The 22700-nt window shown below is 60.9% G+C and carries 19 protein-coding genes; 11 read left to right on the top strand and 8 right to left on the bottom strand.

Annotated features, from left to right (window positions below):
* Positions 1 to 51 precede the first annotated feature (51 nt).
* Complete coding sequence (locus tag GTQ41_RS15325) at positions 52 to 1335, top strand: arsenic transporter (RefSeq protein WP_047293716.1); 1284 nt, start codon at positions 52 to 54, stop codon at positions 1333 to 1335.
* 193 nt (positions 1336 to 1528) lie between these two features.
* Here the strand turns inward: GTQ41_RS15325 and GTQ41_RS15320 are convergent, their stop codons facing one another.
* On the bottom strand, positions 1529 to 2479 hold the full coding sequence (locus GTQ41_RS15320) for a DUF1853 family protein (protein WP_217325303.1): 951 nt from the start codon (positions 2477 to 2479) through the stop codon (positions 1529 to 1531).
* A gap of 115 nt (positions 2480 to 2594) precedes the next feature.
* Between GTQ41_RS15320 and GTQ41_RS15315 the strand changes: the two genes are divergently transcribed.
* The 6 genes from GTQ41_RS15315 to pepN are packed head-to-tail and all read left to right on the top strand — an operon-like array spanning position 2595 to position 9111.
* Complete coding sequence (locus tag GTQ41_RS15315) at positions 2595 to 3485, top strand: NAD(+) kinase (RefSeq protein ID WP_003224174.1); 891 nt, start codon at positions 2595 to 2597, stop codon at positions 3483 to 3485.
* Complete coding sequence (locus tag GTQ41_RS15310; RefSeq protein ID WP_027613139.1) at positions 3485 to 4456, top strand: metallophosphoesterase; 972 nt, start codon at positions 3485 to 3487, stop codon at positions 4454 to 4456. Before GTQ41_RS15315 ends, GTQ41_RS15310 begins: the two co-directional genes overlap by 1 nt.
* A complete protein-coding gene (locus GTQ41_RS15305; RefSeq protein ID WP_047293721.1) occupies positions 4453 to 5322 on the top strand; it encodes a rhomboid family intramembrane serine protease in 870 nt (289 codons plus the stop codon). The genes GTQ41_RS15310 and GTQ41_RS15305 overlap by 4 nt, the downstream gene beginning before the upstream one ends.
* A 33-nt stretch (positions 5323 to 5355) precedes the next feature.
* Positions 5356 to 5616, top strand: coding sequence for a YeaC family protein (locus GTQ41_RS15300; protein ID WP_007919229.1), 261 nt, complete (start codon positions 5356 to 5358; stop codon positions 5614 to 5616).
* On the top strand, positions 5613 to 6443 hold the full coding sequence (locus GTQ41_RS15295; RefSeq protein WP_047293724.1) for a DUF2797 domain-containing protein: 831 nt from the start codon (positions 5613 to 5615) through the stop codon (positions 6441 to 6443). The genes GTQ41_RS15300 and GTQ41_RS15295 overlap by 4 nt, the downstream gene beginning before the upstream one ends.
* Positions 6444 to 6453: 10 nt before the next feature.
* The gene (gene pepN, locus GTQ41_RS15290; protein WP_047293726.1) at positions 6454 to 9111 is read left to right on the top strand and encodes an aminopeptidase N; all 2658 of its coding nucleotides are present in this window, start codon (positions 6454 to 6456) and stop codon (positions 9109 to 9111) included.
* 140 nt (positions 9112 to 9251) lie between these two features.
* Here the strand turns inward: pepN and katG are convergent, their stop codons facing one another.
* Positions 9252 to 11522, bottom strand: a complete 2271-nt coding sequence (gene katG, locus GTQ41_RS15285; RefSeq protein WP_047293728.1) for a catalase/peroxidase HPI — start codon at positions 11520 to 11522, stop codon at positions 9252 to 9254.
* A gap of 334 nt (positions 11523 to 11856) precedes the next feature.
* On the opposite strand from katG, the gene GTQ41_RS15280 reads away from it, so the two are divergent.
* Positions 11857 to 13893, top strand: coding sequence for a TonB-dependent receptor (locus GTQ41_RS15280; RefSeq protein WP_047293731.1), 2037 nt, complete (start codon positions 11857 to 11859; stop codon positions 13891 to 13893).
* A gap of 102 nt (positions 13894 to 13995) precedes the next feature.
* Here GTQ41_RS15280 and GTQ41_RS15275 read toward each other — a convergent pair whose 3' ends face one another.
* A complete protein-coding gene (locus GTQ41_RS15275) occupies positions 13996 to 16227 on the bottom strand; it encodes an LTA synthase family protein (RefSeq protein ID WP_155416808.1) in 2232 nt (743 codons plus the stop codon).
* A gap of 311 nt (positions 16228 to 16538) precedes the next feature.
* On the opposite strand from GTQ41_RS15275, the gene GTQ41_RS15270 reads away from it, so the two are divergent.
* On the top strand, positions 16539 to 17555 hold the full coding sequence (locus GTQ41_RS15270) for an ABC transporter substrate-binding protein (RefSeq protein ID WP_047293733.1): 1017 nt from the start codon (positions 16539 to 16541) through the stop codon (positions 17553 to 17555).
* A gap of 44 nt (positions 17556 to 17599) precedes the next feature.
* Here the strand turns inward: GTQ41_RS15270 and GTQ41_RS15265 are convergent, their stop codons facing one another.
* Genes GTQ41_RS15265 through GTQ41_RS15255 form a run of 3 tightly spaced genes read right to left on the bottom strand, consistent with a single transcriptional unit; the run spans position 17600 to position 20147 of the window.
* Complete coding sequence (locus GTQ41_RS15265; protein ID WP_041067227.1) at positions 17600 to 18184, bottom strand: isochorismatase family protein; 585 nt, start codon at positions 18182 to 18184, stop codon at positions 17600 to 17602.
* A gap of 54 nt (positions 18185 to 18238) precedes the next feature.
* Positions 18239 to 19075 (bottom strand): pirin family protein, encoded by an 837-nt coding sequence (locus tag GTQ41_RS15260; RefSeq protein ID WP_047293736.1) that lies wholly within the window; start codon positions 19073 to 19075, stop codon positions 18239 to 18241.
* A 10-nt stretch (positions 19076 to 19085) separates the two neighbouring features.
* Positions 19086 to 20147: an alkene reductase gene (locus tag GTQ41_RS15255; protein ID WP_047293738.1), complete on the bottom strand. Its 1062-nt coding sequence runs from the start codon at positions 20145 to 20147 to the stop codon at positions 19086 to 19088.
* A 102-nt stretch (positions 20148 to 20249) separates the two neighbouring features.
* Between GTQ41_RS15255 and GTQ41_RS15250 the strand changes: the two genes are divergently transcribed.
* Together GTQ41_RS15250 and GTQ41_RS15245 are read left to right on the top strand one after the other, a co-directional pair.
* A complete protein-coding gene (locus GTQ41_RS15250; RefSeq protein WP_047293740.1) occupies positions 20250 to 21131 on the top strand; it encodes a LysR family transcriptional regulator in 882 nt (293 codons plus the stop codon).
* Positions 21124 to 21390, top strand: coding sequence for a hypothetical protein (locus GTQ41_RS15245; protein WP_179294977.1), 267 nt, complete (start codon positions 21124 to 21126; stop codon positions 21388 to 21390). Before GTQ41_RS15250 ends, GTQ41_RS15245 begins: the two co-directional genes overlap by 8 nt.
* 70 nt (positions 21391 to 21460) lie before the next feature.
* On the opposite strand, the gene GTQ41_RS15240 is transcribed toward GTQ41_RS15245, so the two are convergent.
* Together GTQ41_RS15240 and GTQ41_RS15235 are read right to left on the bottom strand one after the other, a co-directional pair.
* Positions 21461 to 21940 carry a copper chaperone PCu(A)C gene (locus tag GTQ41_RS15240; RefSeq protein WP_047293742.1) on the bottom strand — a complete coding sequence of 160 codons (480 nt, stop codon included), beginning with the start codon at positions 21938 to 21940 and terminating at the stop codon, positions 21461 to 21463.
* On the bottom strand, positions 21940 to 22545 hold the full coding sequence (locus tag GTQ41_RS15235) for an SCO family protein (RefSeq protein ID WP_041067212.1): 606 nt from the start codon (positions 22543 to 22545) through the stop codon (positions 21940 to 21942). Before GTQ41_RS15235 ends, GTQ41_RS15240 begins: the two co-directional genes overlap by 1 nt.
* Between the last annotated feature and the right edge of the window lie 155 nt (positions 22546 to 22700).

The raw sequence follows: 22700 nt of genomic DNA, 5'->3' as shown, positions 1-22700 counted from the left end.
GCTCCCACAGTTGTGTGGTTTGGTTTATTTCATTCATTAAGGCTGTCGCGAATGCTCGCTGCGTCACTGATCTTCCTGCTGACCATCACCCTTGTCATCTGGCAACCCAAAGGCCTCGGCGTCGGCTGGAGCGCGACGCTCGGCGCCGTGCTCGCATTGATCTTCGGCGTCGTGCACCTGAGCGATATTCCGCTGGTGTGGCAGATCATCTGGAACGCCACCGGCACCTTCGTTGCATTGATCATCATCAGTCTGTTGCTCGACGAAGCGGGATTCTTCGCTTGGGCCGCGCTGCATGTGGCGCGCTGGGGGCGGGGCAGTGGGCGCAAGCTGTTTGCCTATATGGTGCTGCTCGGCGCGCTGGTGTCGGCGCTGTTCGCCAATGATGGCGCGGCACTGATCCTCACGCCGATCGTGATTTCGATGCTGCTGGCGCTGCGCTTTTCCCCGGCGGCAACCCTCGCGTTCGTCATGGGCGCCGGTTTCATCGCCGACACCGCGAGCCTGCCGCTGGTGGTGTCGAACCTGGTCAACATTGTTTCGGCGGACTTCTTTCACATCGGCTTCAACCGCTATGCGGCGGTGATGGTACCGGTCAACTTCGTCAGCGTGGCCGCGACCCTGGGCGTTTTGATGTGGTTCTTCCGCCGCGACATCCCCAAGGCCTACGATCCCGAACAGCTCGAACAGCCGCACACGGCGATCCACGACAAGGCCACGTTCTACGCCGGTTGGGTGGTGCTGGTGATCCTGTTGATCGGCTGCTTCTTCCTCGAACAGCTGGGCATCCCGATCAGCGCGATCTCCGCAGTCTGCGCTGCGTTGCTGCTGGGGATCGCTGCCCGCGGTCACAAGATCTCCACGCGCAAGGTGCTCAAAGAAGCGCCGTGGCAGATCGTGATTTTCTCGCTGGGCATGTACCTGGTGGTCTATGGTCTGCGTAATGCCGGGCTGACCGGCTATCTCGCTGGATGGCTGGATGTGTTCGCCGGTTATGGCGTGTGGGGCGCGGCGCTGGGCACCGGGGTACTGACAGCACTGTTGTCGTCGATCATGAACAACCTGCCGACGGTACTGATCGGTTTGCTGTCAATTGATGCCAGCCAGGCGAGCGGTGTGGTCAAGGAAGCGATGATTTATGCCAACGTGATCGGCAGCGACCTGGGGCCGAAAATTACCCCGATCGGCAGTCTGGCGACGTTGCTCTGGTTGCATGTACTGGCGCGCAAGGATATCCGGATCGGCTGGGGGTATTACTTCAAGGTCGGGATTGTGCTGACGGTGCCGGTGTTGTTGATGACCTTGGCGGCTTTGGCGTTGCGGTTATCCCTTTAGACCGAGTTGATCCCATCGCTGGCAAGCCAGCTCCCACAGGTTTTGTGATGCGGCTCAGAAAGTGAGCACACAGAAGATCGCTGGCAAGCCAGCTCCCACAGGTTTTGTGGTGCGGCTCAGATAGTGAGCACACAGAAGATCCCTGTGGGAGCTGGCTTGCCAGCGATGGGGCCGGTGCAAACACCGCAAAATCTCAAGCCTGGCCCGGCACATTTGGCCAGAGATCCGCCACCAGAAACAACCGCTCCGCCTCTTCCCATTCGCCCCGGGCATTCTCGGTCAGGCGCACCATCAGTTGCGCCGGAGCCATCGGTTCCAGGGTGTCCAGCCACCTCTGCAGGTGTTCAGCGCTCCAGGTCTGATCTGCCGGGTAGTGCGCCGGCGCCAGCCACGCATGGCGGGGCAGCGGTTGCCAGCGTCCGGCCGGGCGCTGGGCGACGAACGCCGGCCAGTCCTTCTGATGCAACCAACTGCCGCGCAGATGCTGCGGATGCGCCCCTTTCGGCGGCTCGGCGTGACCGGGCCACGGGTACAACAGGTAGCCGCCCAGCCACAACTGCGCACTGAACACTTCGATATCCAGCGTGGCCAGTGCCGCACGGCTTTCCGGGCGCGCCGAGATCGGCAGCTGGTGTTCGGCCAGATGCGCCAGTTTGCGGTCCAGTCGATCGTGGCAACCCGGCCCCAGCCATTGCGCCGGGTCGTGGCCGTCACCGTGCTGCGGCCCCAGGTACAACTTGATCGCCAGCTCCAGGTGATGCACGCCGTCGCGGTCGCGCAGCAGCATGTCCAGTTCACCGAGGGTGTGGCCTTCGCGGCGGATCGGCAGGTTGGCGGCGATCAGTTCGATGCCCGGCGCATGCTCCACGGCAAACTGCCACAACCGTTCGTAATAAAGGCCCAGTCGCCGGGTGCGCGCCTGCGACAGCCAATGCAGCAAGCCATAACTGTCCCGGTCCAGTTGCCGCAGCCACTGCTCCAGGCGCGCGGGATCGCTGACCCAGTCGCTGCTGGCCAGCGGATGACGTTGCGGCCAAGGCGTCGCCGCAAGCATCGGCGGGGCGAGAATCACCCACGCCAGATCCCGCACTTCCGGATGGCGTAATTGATGGGGCAACTGGAGAAGGTCGGGAAACAGGATCATCTTGCGAGCATAGCCTGAAACACGCGCGCACCCTTGAGGCTGAAAGGATTTTGTCTATGGCGGGCTTTCGCCCATAATCGTGCTTTTCGCGTTTTCGATTGTCCGCAGAGGTCCCATGGAGCAATTTCGTAATATCGGCATCATCGGTCGCCTGGGCAGTTCCCAGGTGCTGGATACCGTCCGCCGACTGAAACGCTTTCTGCTCGATCGTCACCTGCACGTGATTCTCGAAGACACCATCGCCGAAGTCCTGCCGGGCCACGGCCTGCAAACCTCGTCGCGCAAGATGCTCGGCGAAGTCTGCGACATGGTCATCGTCGTCGGCGGTGACGGCAGTTTGCTCGGAGCTGCACGCGCATTGGCCAAGCACAATATTCCAGTGCTGGGGATCAACCGTGGCAGCCTCGGCTTTCTGACGGATATTCGCCCCGATGAGCTGGAAGTCGAAGTGGCCAAGGTGCTCGACGGCCACTATCTGGTGGAAAACCGTTTCCTGCTGCAAGCCGAAGTCCGCCGCCACGCCGAGGCCATCGGCCAGGGCGATGCGCTGAACGATGTGGTGCTGCACCCGGGCAAATCGACGCGGATGATCGAGTTCGAGCTGTACATCGACGGCCAGTTCGTCTGCAGCCAGAAGGCCGACGGTCTGATCGTCGCCACCCCGACCGGTTCCACCGCTTACGCGTTGTCGGCGGGTGGCCCGATCATGCATCCCAAGCTCGACGCCATTGTGATCGTGCCGATGTACCCCCATATGTTGTCGAGCCGGCCAATTGTGGTCGATGGCAACAGTGAGCTGAAAATCGTCGTGTCGAAAAACATGCAGATCTACCCGCAGGTTTCCTGCGACGGGCAGAACCACTTCACTTGCGCGCCGGGCGACACCATCACCGTCAGCAAGAAAGCCCAGAAGCTGCGGCTGATTCATCCGCTCGACCACAATTACTACGAAGTCTGCCGGACCAAACTCGGCTGGGGCAGCAAGTTGGGTGGTGGAGGCGACTGATGCTCGATCCCGCGCGCAGTTATGACTTGATTGGTGACGTGCACGGATGCGCCCTGACCCTCGAACACTTGCTTGACCGTCTCGGTTATCACAAGCAGGGCGGGGTCTGGCGGCATCCATCGCGCATGGCCGTGTTCGTCGGCGACATCATCGACCGTGGCCCGCGGATCCGCGAAGCCTTGCACATCGTCCACGATATGGTCGAGGCCGGGCAGGCGCTGTGCATCATGGGCAATCACGAATTCAACGCACTGGGCTGGAGCACGCCGGCGCTGCCGGGCAGCGGCAAGCAGTTCGTGCGCGAACACACGCCGCGTCATGCACGCCTGCTGCACGAAACCCTGACCCAGTTCGAAGACCATCCGGGCGACTGGCATGACTTCCTCAACTGGTTCTACGAACTGCCGCTGGTGGTCGATGCCGGACGATTCCGCGTGGTGCACGCCTGTTGGGATGCCAGCCTGATCGAACCGTTGCGCGGTCTGTTCCCCGATGCGCGTATCGACGAGCACTTTCTCCAGGCCTCGGCCGTGCCCGGCAGCTTCGCCTGCACCGTGTTCGACCGCTTGCTGCGCGGCACCGACATGCGCCTGCCGGATGGCCTGACCATGACCAGTGGCGACGGTCTGGTGCGTTCGTTCTTCCGTACCAAGTTCTGGGAAGACGATCCGAAAACCTACGGCGACATTGTCTTCCAGCCGGATGCACTGCCTGAGCCGGTGGCGCAGAAACCGCTGACCTCCAGTGAAAAAAACAACCTGCTGCGCTACGGCATCGACGAGCCGTTGTTGTTCGTCGGCCATTACTGGCGCAGCGGCAAACCGGCGCCGATCCGCCCGAATCTCGCGTGTCTCGATTACAGCGCGGTGCTCTACGGCAAACTGGTGGCCTATCGTCTGGATCAGGAAACACGCCTGGATCCGCATAAATTTGTCTGGGTCGATGTCGAGCGGCCGGAGGTGCTGCAATGAGTGCGATAGCGGTATTGCGTCTGCCACTGGCGGTGGATTTGAGTGGTTTCGTCAAGCTGCTGCAACGGATGCAGGTGCCGCATCGGGTCAGTGAAGAGGCGGGCGAGCAGGTGCTGTGGGCGCCAGCGGAAATCAGCGAAGACGTTCGTTCGCTGTACGAGCGCTTCCCGGCCGGCGATCCCGATCAGCAACTGGACATCCCGCTGGCGCCAACCTTCAAGCGCCCGAGCTTCGCCGAACAACTCAAACACGCCAAGGCCACCGGGTTGATCCTGCTGCTGAGCCTGCTGGTCGGTGGCCTGACCTATCTGGGCGACAACCTCGAAACGATCCGCTGGCTGACTTTCCTCGATTTTCGCGTGGTGGGCGAGTACATCCAGTTCACGCCGCTGGCCGACAGCCTGGCGGCGGGGCAGTGGTGGCGCCTGTTCACGCCGATGCTGCTGCATTTCGGCATCCTGCACCTGGCCATGAACGGCATGTGGTACTGGGAGCTGGGGCGGCGCATCGAGTCACGTCAGGGCAGCATCAATCTGCTCGGGCTGACCCTGCTGTTCAGCCTGGTGTCGAACTACGCGCAGTTTGCCTGGAGCGGCCCGAGCCTGTTCGGCGGCTTGTCCGGCGTGCTTTACGGACTGCTTGGCCACTGCTGGATTTTCCAGTTGCTGGCGCCGAACCCGGCGTATCGCCTGCCGCGTGGGGTGCTGGTGATGATGCTGGTGTGGCTGGTGATCTGCATGTCCGGGCTGGTTTCGATGATCGGTTTCGGTCAGATCGCCAACGCCGCGCACGTCAGCGGGTTACTCATCGGATGCTTCACCGGTTTGTTGGGCGGTTTGTATAACCGCCGTAAACTGGCCGCCTAACATTTTCAGTGAATAGAGAGCACGGAGACCCAGATGTCCTCTTTTAACGACATGATCAACAACATCACCCCGGACATCTACGAGAGCCTGAAACTGGCCGTGGAAATCGGCAAGTGGTCCGATGGCGGCAAACTCACCGCCGAACAGCGCGAGCTGTCGCTGCAGGCGATGATCGCCTGGGAAATCCAGAACCTGCCTGAAGACCAGCGCACCGGCTACATGGGCCCGCAGGAATGTGCGTCGAAGTCGATCGAAGTGCCGAACATCCTGTTCAAGTCGGATGCCATCCATTGATCGAGATTGGCCGCGGTGCAATCAGCAAAATGTCGGCGCGCCTGGACGGGCCGAACGTGCAATACGCGTTTCGTCTCGATGACGTCGAGGTGCCGGTCAACCCCATGATCGGCACTACGGTGCGTCTGGAGTACCTGGGGGCGATTCATTGCACCCATTGCGGGCGCAAGACCAAAACCAGTTTCAGCCAGGGTTACTGCTACCCGTGCATGACCAAACTGGCCCAGTGCGACCTCTGCATCATGAGCCCGGAGCGCTGCCACTTCGAGGCCGGCACCTGCCGTGAGCCGGAGTGGGGTCAGAAGTTCTGCATGACCGATCATGTGGTGTATCTGGCCAACTCGTCGGGGATCAAGGTTGGCATCACTCGTGCTACCCAGTTGCCGACCCGCTGGCTGGATCAGGGCGCGAGTCAGGCGCTGCCGATCATGCGCGTCGCCACGCGTCAGCAGTCGGGCTTCGTCGAAGACCTGTTCCGCAGCCAGGTGGCCGACAAGACCAACTGGCGCGCCTTGCTCAAGGGCGATGCGGCGGCGGTGGACCTGGCGCAAGTGCGCGATCAACTGTTTGAAAGCTGCGCTGAAGGCTTGCAAGGTCTGCAACAGCGATTCGGCCTACAGGCAATTCAGACGATTGCCGATGTAGAACCGCTCGAAATCCGCTATCCGGTCGAGCAATACCCGGCCAAAATCGTCAGCTTCAACCTGGACAAGAACCCGATTGCCGAAGGCACGCTGCTGGGGATCAAGGGTCAGTACCTGATTTTCGACACCGGCGTGATCAACGTTCGTAAATACACGGCCTATCAACTCGCCGTGCATCAATAAGGATTCCAGCATGCGCACCGAACAACCGAAGATGATTTACCTGAAGGACTATCAGGCGCCCGAGTACCTGATCGACGAGACGCACCTGACCTTCGAGCTGTTCGAGGACCATAGCCTGGTCCACGCGCAACTGGTGATGCGCCGCAACCCGGAGCGTGGCCCGGGCCTGCCGCCACTGGTACTCGACGGCCAGCAGCTGGAACTGCTGTCGGTGACCCTGGCCGACCAGGAACTGGGCGCCGGCGATTATCAGCTGACTGAGAACACCCTGACCCTGCAGCCGGCCAGCGCCAGCTTCACGGTCGACACCAGCGTCAGAATCCACCCGGAAACCAACACCGCGCTGGAAGGCCTGTACAAGTCCGGCACGATGTTCTGCACCCAGTGCGAGGCCGAAGGCTTCCGCAAGATCACTTATTACCTCGACCGCCCGGACGTGATGAGCAAGTTCACCACCACGGTGGTCGCCGAGCAGCACAGCTATCCGGTGCTGCTGTCCAACGGCAACCCGATCGCCTCCGGGCCGGGCGAAGACGGCCGGCACTGGGCGACCTGGGAAGACCCGTTCATGAAGCCGGCGTACCTGTTCGCGCTGGTGGCCGGTGATTTGTGGTGTGTCGAAGACACCTTCACCACCATGACCAATCGCAATGTTGCACTGCGCATTTACGTCGAGCCGGAAAACATCGACAAGTGCCAGCACGCAATGAACAGCCTGAAGAAGTCGATGCGCTGGGATGAACAGGTCTACGGTCGCGAGTACGACCTGGACATCTTCATGATCGTCGCCGTCAACGACTTCAACATGGGCGCGATGGAGAACAAGGGCCTCAATATCTTCAACTCCAGCGCCGTGCTGGCCCGCGCCGAAACCGCCACCGACGCCGCGCACCAGCGGGTCGAGGCGATCGTCGCCCACGAATATTTCCACAACTGGTCGGGCAACCGCGTGACCTGCCGCGACTGGTTCCAGCTGTCGCTCAAGGAAGGCTTCACCGTGTTCCGCGACGCCGGTTTCTCCTCGGACATGAACTCGGCCACGGTCAAGCGCATCCAGGACGTGGCGTACCTGCGTACCCACCAGTTCGCCGAAGATGCCGGTCCCATGGCCCATGCGGTGCGTCCGGACAGCTTCATCGAGATCTCCAACTTCTACACCCTGACCGTGTACGAAAAGGGCTCGGAAGTGGTCGGCATGATCCACACCCTGCTGGGCGCCGAAGGCTTCCGCAAGGGCAGTGACCTGTACTTCGATCGCCATGACGGCCAGGCCGTGACCTGCGACGATTTCGTCAAGGCCATGGAAGACGCCAACGGTGTCGACCTGACCCAGTTCAAGCGCTGGTACAGCCAGGCCGGCACGCCGCGTCTGGCGGTCAGCGAGTCCTACGACGCTGCGGCGAAAACCTACAGCCTGACCTTCCGTCAGAGCTGCCCGGAAACGCCGGACAAAGTGGAAAAACTGCCGTTCGTGATCCCGGTCGAACTCGGTCTGCTCGACAGCAAGGGCAACGAGATTGTCCTGCGTCTGGCCGGTGAAGCGGCAGCGCAAGGTACCAGCCGTGTGATCTCGGTGACTGAAGCCGAGCAGACGTTCACCTTCGTCGACATCGCTGAACACCCGCTGCCATCGTTGCTGCGTGGTTTCTCGGCGCCGGTCAAACTGAGCTTCCCGTACAACCGCGACCAGTTGATGTTCCTGATGCAGCACGACAGCGATGGCTTCAACCGCTGGGATGCCGGTCAGCAACTGTCGGTGCAAGTGCTGCAGGAATTGATCGCCCAGCAGCAGAAGGGCGAGAGCCTGGTGCTTGATCCACGTCTGATCTCGGCGCTGAAAACCGTGCTGTCCGACGAGTCGCTGGATCAGGCCATGGTCGCTGAAATGCTTTCGCTGCCAAGCGAAGCGTATCTGACCGAAATCAGCGAAGTGGCAGATGTCGAGGCGATTCACAGCGCCCGCGAGTTTGCCCGCAAGCTACTGGCGGACAACCTGTTTGAAGCGCTGTGGCTGCGTTATCAGGCCAACCGCGATTTGTCGAAGCAGACGCCATACGTGGCCGAGGCCGAGCACTTTGCCCGTCGCGCGCTGCAGAATATTGCGCTGTCGTACCTGATGCTCAGCGGCAAGCCGGAAGTGTTGGCCGCTACACAGGAACAGTTCGAAAACAGCGACAACATGACCGAGCGCCTCACCGCGTTGGCGGTGCTGGTCAACTCGCCGTTCGAAGAACAAAAGGCCAAAGCGCTGGCAACTTTCGCCGAGCACTTCAAGGACAACCCGCTGGTCATGGATCAGTGGTTCAGCGTGCAGGCCGGCAGCACATTGCCGGGCGGTCTGGCGCGGGTGAAGGCGTTGATGCAGCACCCGGCGTTCAACATCAAGAACCCGAACAAGGTACGTGCGCTGGTCGGTGCGTTTGCCGGGCAGAACCTGATCAACTTCCACGCCGCCGACGGTTCGGGCTACCGCTTCCTCGCGGATCTGGTGATCGAATTGAACGGCTTCAACCCGCAGATCGCCTCGCGGCAACTGGCACCACTGACCCGCTGGCGCAAATACGACAGCGCCCGTCAGGCCTTGATGAAGGCTGAGCTGGAGCGGATTCTGGCTTCTGGGCAGTTGTCGAGTGATGTGTACGAAGTGGTGAGCAAAAGCCTGGCGTAACGCTCGCCTGATCAATATTCAGGCGAACACAAAACCCTGTAGGAGCTGTCGAGTGAAACGAGGCTGCGATCTTTTGATTCTGGTTTTTTAAATCAAGATCAAAAGATCGCAGCGTGCCGCAGCTCCTACAGTTTATTGCGTTACTTCAGGTCAAACCGATCCAGCTCCATCACCTTGGCCCATGCCGCCACGAAGTCCTTCACGAACTGCTCCTTCGCGTCAGCACTCGCATACACCTCGGCCAGCGCGCGCAAAATCGCGTTGGAACCAAACACCAGATCCACCCGCGTCGCCGTCCACTTCACGCTGCCGGTCTTGCGGTCGCGTCCTTCGAACTCGTCTGCTGCCGGTGAGGTCGGCTTCCACTCCACGCCCATGTCCAGCAGGTTGGTGAAGAAGTCATTGCTCAGCGTTTCAGCGCGCGAGGTGAACACACCATGCCGACTTTGCCCGACGTTGGCCCCCAATACCCGCAGACCACCGACCAGTACGGTCATTTCCGGGGCGGAGAGGGTGAGCAGTTGGGCCTTGTCGATCAGCAATGCTTCGGCGGAAACGGTGTATTTGCCTTTGCTGTAGTTACGGAAACCATCGGCAATCGGTTCGAGGAAACCAAACGACTCGACATCGGTTTGCTCCTGAGTCGCATCGGTTCGACCTGGATTGAACGGCACCGACACCGAGTGCCCGGCGTTTTTCGCCGCTTGTTCGACCCCGGCGTTACCTGCCAGCACGATCAGATCCGCCAGCGAGACTTTCTTGCCGGATGATCCGGCGTTGAACTCGTTCTGAATGCCCTCAAGGGTTTTCAGCACCTTGTCCAGTTGCTCCGGCTGATTGGCCTGCCAGAATTTCTGTGGGGCCAGACGCAGACGGCCACCGTTGGCGCCGCCACGCTTGTCGGAACCACGGAAGGTTGATGCGGCGGCCCATGCGGTGGACACCAGTTGCGACACCGACAGCCCGGACGCCAGCACTTTGCTTTTCAGCGCCGCCGCGTCGTTGCTGTCGATCAGCGGGTGCGTGGCCTCAGGAATCGGGTCTTGCCACAGCAGTTCCTCGTTCGGCAGTTCCGGGCCGAGGTAGCGCGACAGTGGGCCCATGTCACGGTGGATCAGCTTGTACCAGGCGCGGGCGAAGGCGTCCGCCAGTTGGTCCGGGTTGGCCAGGAAGCGTCGGGCGATCGGCTCGTAGATCGGGTCGAAGCGCAGCGCCAGGTCTGAAGTGAGCATGGTCGGCGAGAGCTTTTTGCTCGGATCGTGCGCATGGGGAACGGTACCCGCCCCGGCGCCATTTTTCGGTTTCCACTGGTGCGCACCGGCCGGACTCTTGAACAGTTCCCACTCGAAACCGAACAGGTTTTCCAGGTAGTTGTTGCTCCACTGGGTCGGAGTGGTGGTCCAGGTGACTTCGAGGCCGCTGGTGATGGTGTCGGCGCCTTTGCCGGTGCCGAACGCGTTGCGCCAACCGAGGCCTTGTTCTTCCAGTCCGGCCGCTTCCGGCTCAGGCCCGACATTATCGGCCGGGCCGGCGCCGTGGGTTTTGCCGAAGGCGTGACCGCCGGCGATTAGGGCCACGGTTTCTTCGTCGTTCATGGCCATGCGGCCAAAGGTTTCGCGGATATCGCGACCCGAGGCGACCGGATCGGGATTGCCTTCCGGACCTTCCGGGTTGACGTAGATCAGGCCCATCTGCACGGCGGCCAGCGGGTTTTCCAGGTTGCGTTCGCCCTGATCGGTGCGGCTTTCCTCTTTGCCATGCAGATCGGGTTCGGCCACCAGTGTGCCGTCCCCGGGTTCTTGCATGGCTGACTTGTCTTTGCCGTAACGGCTGTCGCCACCGAGCCATTCGCGTTCCGAACCCCAGTACACGTCTTCATCCGGCTCCCATACATCGGGACGGCCGCCGGAGAAGCCGAAGGTCTTGAAGCCCATGGATTCCAGTGCGACGTTGCCGGTGAGCACGATCAGGTCGGCCCAGGAAATATTGCGACCGTATTTCTGTTTGATCGGCCACAGCAGGCGCCGGGCCTTGTCGAGGCTGACGTTGTCCGGCCAGCTGTTGAGCGGGGCGAAACGCTGCTGGCCGGAGCCGGCGCCCCCGCGCCCGTCGGCGGTGCGATAGGTGCCGGCACTGTGCCAGGCCATGCGGATGAACAGCGGGCCGTAGTGACCGAAGTCGGCTGGCCACCAGTCCTGCGAGTCGGTCATCAGCGCGCGCAGGTCTTGTTTCAGGGCCTGGAAGTCCAGGCTCTTGAAGGCTTCGGCGTAGTTGAAGTCCTTGCCCAGCGGATCGGACTTGGGCGAGTGCTGGCTGAGGATCTTCAGGTTCAGTTGATTCGGCCACCAGTCACGGTTCGTCGTACCACCACCGGCAGCGTGGTTGAACGGGCATTTCGATTCGTTTGCCATGTTCGGATCCTTATCAGGTCTTGTGCGGCCGGCTCATGCCGACTTCGGACTAGTAAGGCTAGACCCGACTCGGGCAACCAGCTAATAGGCCGACTATTGGAGGTTGATAGGCGCAGTCTTTCAGCGTTTTTGCCTGTTGCGCAGGTTGGATGATTGTCTGATTCGACCTTGAAATCCCCGTGCTTGAGGGCTTGCTGCAAAACGGATTGCGAGAATCGTGATGACAGAAAGAAATGTTATTGTATAACATAAAAAAGATTTCATTCTGTTTCTGCCAGCGTTACTCGCCAAACGCCGGCAGCGATCTCATTTTTCTGCTCATGGAAGTTCTGAAATGCCTGCCCGTTCCCAACCCCTTCAACGACGCCTGACTCCTCTGGCCGCCGCGCTGCTTGTTGCCTCACCTGTGTTCGCCGCCGAGCCGCTCGAACTGCAACCGCAAGTCATCACCGGCAATCCGCTGGGCAACCAGACCCTGGCATCGCCCTCGACCGTCCTCAGCGGCGACGACCTCACGTTGCAGCAGAAGGGTAGCCTCGGCGAGACGCTGAACAAGCAGCCCGGCGTGTCCTCGTCGTACTTTGGCCCGGGCGCGAGTCGGCCGATCATTCGCGGGCAGGACGGTGACCGCATTCGCATCCTGCGTAACGGCGTCGGCGCGCTGGACGCCTCGTCGCTGTCCTACGATCACGCGGTGCCGCTGGACCCGGTCAACGTCGAGCGCATTGAAATCGTCCGTGGCCCGGCGGCGTTGCTGTACGGCGGCAGCGCGATCGGCGGGGTGGTCAACACCTTCGATAACCGCATCCCCACTGAAGCCATCGAAGGCATTCACGGGGCCGGCGAGTTGCGTTACGGCGGTGCCGACACGACCCGCAGCAGCGCGGGGAAACTCGAGGCCGGCAACGGTCAGTTCGCCTTGCACCTGGACGCCAGCGCCCGTGAATTCAATGATCTGAAAATTCCCGGCTACGCCAAGACCGGCACGGCGCGCGCCAACGACGACGGCGACTCGCGCAAGCATCGGCTCGCCAACAGCGACGGTCGTCAGGATGGCGGCGCCGTCGGCAGTTCCTACACTTGGGATGACGGTTACGCCGGTCTGTCCTACAGCCATTACGATTCGAACTACGGCTCGCCCGCCGAAGACGACGTGCGCATTCGCATGCAGCAGGAGCACTACGCGTTCGCCTCGGAAATGCGCAATCTCGACGGGCCGTTCAGCTCGATCAAACTCGATGCCGGCTACACCGATTACCAGCACCGGGAAATCGAGGGCGGTGAAGTCGGTACCACCTTCAAGAACAAGGGTTACGAAGCTCGGGTCGAGGCCCGGCATCAACCGCTGGGCCCGTTCAACGGGGTAATCGGCGCCCAGGTCAGCCGCAACGAATTCTCGGCACTGGGCGAAGAAGCCTTTGTGCCACACACCGATACTGACGCTGGCGCACTGTTCATTCTGGAAGAGTTTCAAGCCACTGAGCGCCTGCTGTTCACCCTCGGCGGACGCCTCGAACACACCACCGTCGACCCGGACGCCAAAGGCAACGAGCGCTTTGCCAATGCCGACCGCTCCAGCAGTTTCACCGCCGGCAGCCTGTCGTCCGGCGCGGTGTACACGCTGACGCCGATCTGGTCGGTCGCCGCGACATTGGGCTACACCGAACGCGCGCCGACCTTCTATGAGTTGTACGCCAACGGCGCCCACGTCGCGACCGGCACCTATGAAGTCGGCGATGCCGGGCTGTCGAAAGAAAAAGCCGTGTCCAGCGACCTCGCATTGCGCTTCGACAACGGCACGCACAAGGGCAGTGTCGGTGTGTTTTACAGTCACTTCTCCAACTACATCGGCTTGCTCGGCACGGGCCGTACACTGAATGACGAAGGCGAAGAGGATGCTGGCGGAATTGCCGAATACACCTACTCGGGTGTGCGTGCACGTTTCAGTGGCATCGAGGCGCAGGATCGCTGGACGCTTGGCGAAAATGCCTACGGTAAATTTGCTTTGGAGCTGTCAGGCGATTACACCCGCGCCAAGAATCTCGACAGCGGCCAGGACCTGCCGCGCATCGCGCCGCTGCGCTTGAACAGTGGTTTGCTGTGGGAACTGGATCGCTGGCAGGCGCGGATCGATATCGAACACGCCAGCTCGCAGCATCGTGTGCCAGACAACGAAAGCAGCACCGACGGCTACACCACGCTGGGCGCCAATGTGGGTTATCACTTTGATGTCGGCCAGAGCAAATGGCTGGCCTTCGTCAACGCCGAGAACCTGACCAACCAGACCGTGCGCTATGCCAGTTCGATCCTGCGCGATATTGCACCGGCAGAAGGTCGCAGCATTCAGGTCGGGTTGCGCACGACGTTCTGATAGCCCTTCGCCCCCCTGTCGGAGCTGCCGCAGGCTGAAATCTTTTGATCCTGAAAAAACGAAATCAAAAGATCGCAGCCTGCGGCAGCACCTGCACGGGCATCAGCTTGATTGTGCGGTGTCATCCTCCGGCAGCGCATCCAGCGGATCTTCCTGCCCCGGCAATTCGGTGATCACACTGAAATCCGTGACCTCGACCGCGCCCAATCCATAGCCCAGCAAATGGAACGAGAAGGCCTTGCGCTGTTGCGGGTTGTCGAAGCTGAAATCCATCTCCAGCGGCTGGTCCGCCGTGGCGACCATCTCGGTCGGCAGGCCCAGTTGCACGTCCTGTTCGAACTCCTTGGCCTTGAGCTGAATGTACGCCGCCTGCTGCGGGTCCACCGAGCGCACGGTCAGGCGCACGCGGGTGTGCGAGCCCTTGGGCATTTCCAGGTACTGCGCGCCGATCAGGTTGTCGGCCCAGTCATCGTTGATCTGCGCCTGCAGCGGGATGACATTATTGCTGCCGAACTGGTAACGCTGATTGAGCGGGGTGCGCAGCAGCGACAGGTCCAGCGCCATGGCCCGCGCGGCAATCTGCCGGGCCTGCTGGCTGCTTTCATTGCCCTTGAAGGTGGCACGCTCGGCAATGAACCCGGCGCTTTCGTAGTAGCGGCAACGGCGCGGCATGTCGCACTCGGAGAAGATCCCCTGACCATTGTGGTAGCGCAGTTTGCCGTTGGTGTAGGACATGATTTCGCGCCCGCTGTCGTAGTCGCGAAACAGCGAGCGCCCGCTCAGCGCCGTCGGCACTGGCAAGTCGAAATAATCGAGGATCGATGCGCTCAGGTCGACATGTCCGTACACCCCGGCATTCAGTCGCGGCAGTTGCTCATGTTCCGGTGCCAGCGTCAGGTTGAAGCCCCACGACGACGCCAGACGCACACCATCGATGCCGTGGGATTCGTCCGAGGTGATCACCACCAGCGTGTCCTTGAGCACGCCCTGGCGTTCGAGGCCGCTGAGGAACTGCCCCAGCGCATCGTCGAGATAACCGACAGCGGCCTGCTTCGGTGTCTCGTAGCGCGCCAGATAGTCTTCCGGCGCGGAGTAGGGCTGGTGGGTGCCAACGGTCAGCAGGGTGAGCATCCACGGTTGCTTCTGCTGCTTCAGTTGACCAACGTAATCCAGCGCGCCTTCAAAGAACGCCTTGTCATCCTTGCCCCACGGAAACTCCAGATAGTTGGCGTTAGAGAACCATTCCAGACCGTGGGTCGCATCGAAACCGATGTGCGGCATGATCTTGTCTTTGGCCATGAAGCGCAGACCGGCGCCTTGCAGGTAGTGGGTGCTGAAGCCGTGCTGGCGCAATTGCGCCGGCAGGCAGGCCTGATTGCGCTCCTGTTGGGTGAGCATTTCCACGCCTTTGGGCGTGCCGTTGTTGAGCTTGTCGTAATCGCCGCAGAGCATGGCGTACAGGCCGCGAATGGTCTGGTGCGTATGCAGCACGTAATCCGGGGTGTTCATGCCGCGCTCGGCCCAGCGGCTGAGATTGGGCATCAGGTCTTCCTGATAATGGCTGCCGATGGCCTCGCGATTGGCGCGGATGTACGCGCCGGGAATGCCTTCCAGGGCGATGATCAGCACGTTGCGCGCCTGCCCCGGCGCGGCCAGCAATTTGTGGCCATTGAGATCCAGATCGGTCAGCCCGGCCATCTGTGGCGCGGCGGGTTCGGCGTCACCGTCCAGCCATTCCTCGGCCTGCAACTGCAGATCGGCGACTTGTGAGGCGAGCAACTGATGCGGCAAGTTGTACATGCGCCACGGATCTTCCTCGCTCGGCCACTGGTTTTGCACACCCCAGTGCGCGGCGAACAGCAGCGCCGGTGCGGCCCACACGGCACGGGGCAGGGCAGCAGCGGGTTGCGCGCGATTGGCGAACCGCGTCAGCAACCAGAACAGCAGCGCCAGCAACAGCGCCACAGCCAGCGCCGGATGGGCAAAGCCGCCACCGGTGGAGTTTTCCACGAACTGCGGGTCAATCAGGTAATGCAGGTCGGCAGGATTCGGCAGCCGGCCGACAGCACTGACCAGTTCCGCCGTCGCCACCGCCAGCAACCCCCAGAACAGCAGCAACGGCAACCCCAGCCACCACGCCCGGCGATGCAGCAACATCACCAGCAAACTGCCAATCGCCAGGTCGGACAAATAGCCCAGCGGCGACGACCAGCCCAACGCCGCGCGCAGGCACACCGGTACGATCAGTACCAGCAGAATCAGGGAAAACAGGCGGGCATGCGGTTGCCGCAACCAACGCAAAAGAACGCTCACAAACACAGACCTTCCAGCCATCAAACCGTCATAAAAGTGTGCGCGATGATACCAAGGGTGGGCTGTGTGATCGCACTTTTAAACTACCGGCTGATCCGCTCTCGAAGGCACGGTGCAGGGCTTGAGACCGTGACTGGCGTTGATGTCAGCGCGCTGACGGCTGACGCACAGCGTGTAACCGATGGCAGATTTATTGTTTCAGGCTGTTTAAATCAGCGCATGACGGCCCATGCGAGCGTGCTATGGATATTCGATAACGGTATTTAATTTCTGTTTTTTATAGCGATAGAGTTCGACCTTTCAGCCAAATCCACCCCTGCTGCGAGGTTGTCATGGCCACACCGTTCAAATGTTCTGCGCTGACTCTGCTGGCCGCATCCCTGGCAGGTAGTTTGCTGTTCAGCAGCGGTGCGCAGGCCGAGGGCAAGATCAGCATCGCCCAGCAATTCGGCATCGGTTATCTGATTCTCGATGTGGTCCGTGATCAGCAGTTGATCGAAAAACACGGCAAGGCGCAGGGGCTGGAGATCAAGGTCGACTGGAACAGCATCTCCGGCGCCACTGCGATGAACGAAGCACTGCTCACCGGTGCGCTGGACGTGGTCTCCGCCGGGGTGCCGCCGATGCTTACCGTGTGGGATCGCACCCGCGGCAAACAGAACGTCAAGGCCATTGCGTCGCTCGGCTCGATGCCCAATTACCTGCTGACCAACAACCCGAACATCAAGACCCTGAAGGATTTCAGCGACAAGGATCGCATCGCCGTACCCGCAGCGGGCGTGGGTTTCCAGTCGCGGACCCTGCAGATCGAAACGGCCAGGGAATTCGGCAATGACCAGTACAAGAAATTTGACGACATCTCGGTCAGCCTGCCGCATCCGGACGCCACGGCGGCGCTGATTGCCGGCGGTTCGGAAATCAACGCGCATTTCTCCAGTCCGCCGTTCCAGTATCAGGCGCTGCAAAACCCCAACGTGCACAAAGTGCTGAGTTCCTACGACGTGCTCGGTGGTCAGGCCACCTTCAACGTGCTTTACACCACGGAAAAATTCCACGACGACAATCCCAGGACCTACAAGGCGTTCTACGATGCGCTGGCCGAAGCGGAAAAAATAATCAAAGCCGACAAACCCGCCGCCGCCCAGGCGTACATCCGCGTCGAACAGTCGAAGCTGCCGCTGGCGCTGGTCGAGCAGATCGTCACCGATCCGGAAATCGACTTCACGGTGGTGCCGCAACGTACGTTCATCTATGCCGAAAAATTGCAGGAACTGGGCGTGCTGAAGAACAAGGCCGGCAGCTGGAAGGATTACTTCTTTGAAGAGGCGCATGGTGGCGCGGGGAGCTGATGCATAAAAACAGCCGCCGAGCGGCGGCTGCCGGAGTTGAGTGATCAGGACTGCAAGGCTTCCATCAACACCTGCACCAGTTGGCCACCCTCAGGGGTTGCCCAACTGCCGGCCAGTTCGGCGATCAACTGATTGGTCGTGGTCAGGGTCACCCCCCCTTTGTCCATGCGGCGCAAGGCGATATCGTCGGCCATGACGCTCGGCGATCCGCCGCCATCGGCAACCACCTGCACTTCATAACCGTCGCGCACCAGACTCAACGCCGGGTATACCGTGCAGACGTCGTTGGTTACCCCGGCAATAATCAGCTTCTTGCGTCCGGTCGCCTTGACGGCGCCAGCGAAGTTTTCATCATCCATGGCGTTGACGATGCCCAAGCGTTTGACTCGTGCGGCGAACTCGGCAGGCAGGATCGTCTCAAGTTCGCTGAGCAATGGACCCTGAGCGTATTCCTCCATACTCGACGTCAGCACCACCGGCAGTTTGAGAATGCTTGCGGTTCTGGCGAGCATCAGGGCATTGCGTTTGAGTTCTTCGAACGGAATGGATTTCACCCAGCCCATGGTGCCCACCTGATGGTCGATCAACAGCAGGGCAGCATTATTGGCACTGAATTTCTCGTAACTCATGGTATCTCTCCTGGCAGATGTTACGGGGCACGGCGCCCCGGTCGATGGAACGGTTCAACGGGGTTGCAGAGTTCCGAACTCACCGCGCTGATAGGCCGCAACCGCCCGGCTCAGCGCGTCTGACGAGGCAAGTGCCAGCGGCCCCTGCCAATACACCGGTTGATGCAATGGCACACCACGAAACACCACGGCGTGGGCGGGTGCATCTGTAGCCCGCAGGGTGATGCTGTGCGCTTCGCCGATGGCCAGGCTCACGGGTACCTGCGCGTTGTCGATGGTGAAACGCTGGTCGTCGATCCAGATGTCGCCGTCGATTGGCATGACGAACGCCGACTCGCCGCTGGCAACGGGAATCCGCACTTCGTGCCTCGGCTTGATGCTGATATCGAGCAGGCTTACGTCGGTCGGCAGATCCAGCGGCGAGCGGGTGTCGAGAAAGGCACCCAGTGGCACCCGGATTTCGGCCCCCGGCAAACGCAAGACCGGCACGTCTTCAGGGGCAAGACTGAGGGCAAAAGGCGCAGCCTCCTGAAATGCGAGCGGCAAATTGATGAAAATTTGCAGCATGTGTACGGTCTTGCCGCTTTCGTTCGGGACCTCTTCGTGAACGATGCCTTTGCCGGCGGCTGTCCAGTGCAGGCCACCTGGTCGAATCAAGTTGCGGTTGCCCAGCGAATCACGGTTGTCGATTGCGGTTTGCGAGTCGGCAAACAGATACGACACCGCGCTGAACCCAGCGTGTGGGTGGGGCGCAAACGTCGGCCCGCTGATCCACGCATGGTCTACGGCAAGAAACGGGTCGATGCTGACATCCGGCTGCCCGCCGTGCAGAGAAAAGGCACGGAAATGGCTGCCGTGACGCATGGACTTCAAGGAGGCGCGGGCGGACATGGCAGACTCCTTACGCTTGGCTCAATGTCGGATAGTCGATATAGCCCTTGGCGCCCGGGGTGTAGAACGTGTCTTTGTCCGGTGCATTGAGTTCGGCACCGAGACGCAGACGCTCGGGCAGATCCGGGTTGGCAAGGAACGCACTGCCGAACACCACAGCATCCGCTTGTGCGTTTTCGATCAACGCCTGGGCGGCGGCTTGATCGAGTCCTCCACCGATCAGGTAGCGACCATCGAAGAGTGGCCGCAGCAACGCGTGATAGTCGGTCTTGGCGCCAAACAAGGCGACGTGCAGATAAGCAAGGTCGAGACTGTGCAGGTGCTCGACCAGATAGGTGTACGTTGCTTGTGGGTCGGCATCGATGATGTCGTTGAAATTCATCTCGGGGGAGATTTTCAAGCCCACGCGATCACTGCCAATTTCCGTGGCAACTGCCGCCAGCACTTCGAGGAGGAACCGCGCGCGATTTTCCACCGAGCCGCCATATTCATCACTGCGCTGGTTGCTGCCAGAGGAGAGAAACTGCTCTGGCAGATACCCGGAGGCCCCATGCACTTCAACACCATCGAAACCGGCCTCAATCGCCCGGCGAGCTGCCTGACGGTAGCCTTCAACCACTGCGGCAATTTCGACCACGCTCAGTGCATGCGGCGTGACGAAGTCTTGCAGGCCATTCGAGGTCCAGGTCTGACCAGCCGGTTTGATCGCCGACGGTGCCAGGGGCAGGGCGCCGCGGGGTTGCAGCGACGGATGGGAGATTCGTCCGCTGTGCATCAATTGCATGAAAATTCGGCCGCCTTGAGCATGCACCGCGTCGGTGACTTGTTTCCAGGCGCTGACCTGTTCGTCGGTCTCGATCCCGGGAGTACGCACGTAGCCTTTACCCGTCGCCTCGGGATACACGCCTTCACTGATGATCAGGCCGGCGCCGGCGCGCTGCGTGTAATAAGTGGCGACCAGATCACTGGGTACGCCGTCGTCATCGGCACGGGATCGAGTCATCGGCGCCATCACCAGACGGTTCTCAAGTACAACGCGACCCATCTGGACGGGCGTGAATAGCGAACTCATTTTGCTGCTCCTCGGTAATTGATGTGGCTATCATTGATCAATCCGTTTTCGGGATAAATCCGCTAAAGATGAAATGACTATTCCACTCATGGAGCAATTTCCGTGGAGCTTTTGAACGATATGGCGCTGTTTGTGGAGGTAGTGAAGGTGCGCAGCTTTCGTCGCGCGGCCGAGGCACTGGGCATGCCCAATTCGACTCTATCGCGGCGCATCAGCGGCCTTGAAAAGGCCATTGGCCTGCGTTTGCTACATCGCACCACGCGCAAGCTTGAACTGACTGAAGCCGGGCAGCTGTACTTTGACCGCTGCAAGCGGATCGTTGAGGAGGCGCGCCTGGCGCACGAGCAACTGGGTGAAATGCTGGCGCAGCCCAGTGGACTGTTGCGCGTGTCGATGCCGGTGGATTTCGCTAACGTTTATCTGGCACCGCTGATCGCCGAATTTGCCGGGAATTACCCGGGCATCAGCTTCGATTTCGACCTTACGCCACGCCAGGTGGATCTGGTCAGCGAGCCGGTGGATGTCGTGATCCGCATGGGTGAGCCGGCGACGTCCAATCTGATCGCCCGCAAGCTCACCACGTTGCGACGCGGGTTGTATGCATCACCGGGGTATCTGCAGCGTTTTGGTACGCCGCGGCAACCGAGTGATCTGGTGAAGCACGAGTGCTTGCGTTTGCGCACGCCAAGGCCGGACAACTGGATCCTGTCTACGGCCGGAGAGACGATTGAAGTCGAAATCGCCGGACGCTTTCAGCTCAACAGTGTCGGCATGCTCAGGCGCCTGGCCATGCTTGATCAGGGAATCGCCGTGTTGGCCGAAGGCATTGCCGCCGAAGATCTGGCCAGCGGCGCGTTATGCCGGGTGTTGCCGCAGTGGCAGTCCAATTCAATTGCGGTATACGCACTGACGGAAACCCGCTTGTTGCCGGCCAAGACCCAGCGTTTCATCGAGTTTTTGCGTGAGCGGCTGGTGGATGCCTGAGGATGTTGTCGGCGCCAACCTGAAGCTGTTCACCTGGAAAACCGTACTGATCACCCTTGGGCTGTGGACAGTGGTCAACCTGATCACCGGTTGGCTGGGATTCTTTGTGGCAGCCGGTTATCTCGGTTATCGCTGGAGTCAGGTGTTGAAGCGCAAGCAGCAGTTGGCTGCGGCGCCCGTGGAGAAAACTGCGGCGGCACCGCGCTCGGGGGTGTCGAGAGAAAGCGTGCGCAACGCACTGGCCCGCAAGCGCGGCTGACAGGTGCGATAAAAAAAGGGGCGACCTGATCATCAATCAGGCCGCCCCTTTTTATTACCGCCAAGTCAGATCAATGCATCTTGCTGTGATCGTGGCCTTCCATGTGCGTCAGCGCACGGACTTCGGCTTTGACTTCGACGGTTTCTTTCTCGCCCTTGGCGTTTTCCACGGTCAGGGTCAGCGGCACGCTTTCGCCTTCCTTGAGCTGAGCGGTCAGGCCCATCAGCATCACGTGGTAGCCGTTCGGGTCGAAGCTGACCGCTTTGCCGGCCGGCAGGTCGACCGATTTGACCGGGCCCATGCTCATCACGTCGTTCTTCATGGTCATTTCGTGGATCTGTACATCTTTGGCCACCGGCGAGGCCACGCTCAGCAGTTTGCTGTCGCTGTCGGCGGTGACGGTCATGAACGCACCGCTGGCCGATTGGGTCGGTACGGTCGCACGCACCCAGGCGTCGTCGACCTTGGTCTGAGCGCTAGCCTGAAACGCCAGGCCCAGCAGGGACACAGCGAGAACGGCGCGTTTGATGTTGTTCAAAACGGGGTGCATCAGCAGACCTCCATAACGGTGAGCAAATCTTCCGTGCACTCTTGTGCCGAAAGCGATACAGACAGACCCAGGCGCAACTGGCCGCGCGAGTCGTAGACGTAACTGGTGGACGTGTGGGAGATCGTGTAGGTGTCGCCCGCCGGGACCTTCTCGTAGAACACGTCGAATTCCTTGGCGGTGGCCTTGGTTTCCTCGACGGTGCCGTACAGCGCGACGAAGCTCGGGTCGAAGGCCTTGACGTAGCTGTCGAGGATCTGCGGCGTGTCGCGTTCCGGGTCGAGGGTGATGAAGATCACCTGCAGACGGTCGCCATCCTTGCCCATCAGTTTTTTGATTTGCGCGGCGCGGGCGAGGGTGGTCGGGCACACTGCCGGGCATTGGGTGAAGCCGAAGAAGATCATCGGCATCATGCCGCGGAAGCTCGACAGCGTCATGGTTTCGCCGTCGGTGTTCTTCAGCTTGAAGGTGCGCCCGAGGATCTTGTCGCTCAGGTCCTTGCCGTACTTGTACGACAGTTGGCCACGGGTGTCGCAGCCGGCGAGCAGGCCCAGGCCCAGCACGCCCATTCCCGCAAGCACCTTGCGGCGAGTCAACAAAGCCGTCATCTAATACCGCCTTTTGCAGCCCGTCAGTCGGCAGGACTGGCGGGGGGTTAACCGTAAAAGCGGCGCATGATACCAAACTGACGGCAGACGCCGGCCACGGATCGCCGCGTGGCGCAGGATCTGGCGACAAAAGGTGTAAGAAAAAGTGACGGGAG

Origin of the sequence: Pseudomonas sp. AN-B15 (assembly GCF_019056475.1) — a bacterium.
GTDB lineage: Bacteria > Pseudomonadota > Gammaproteobacteria > Pseudomonadales > Pseudomonadaceae > Aquipseudomonas > Aquipseudomonas parakoreensis.
The sequence above is the reverse complement of the archived record's forward strand: the minus strand, read 5'-3'. Positions and strand labels throughout refer to the sequence as shown.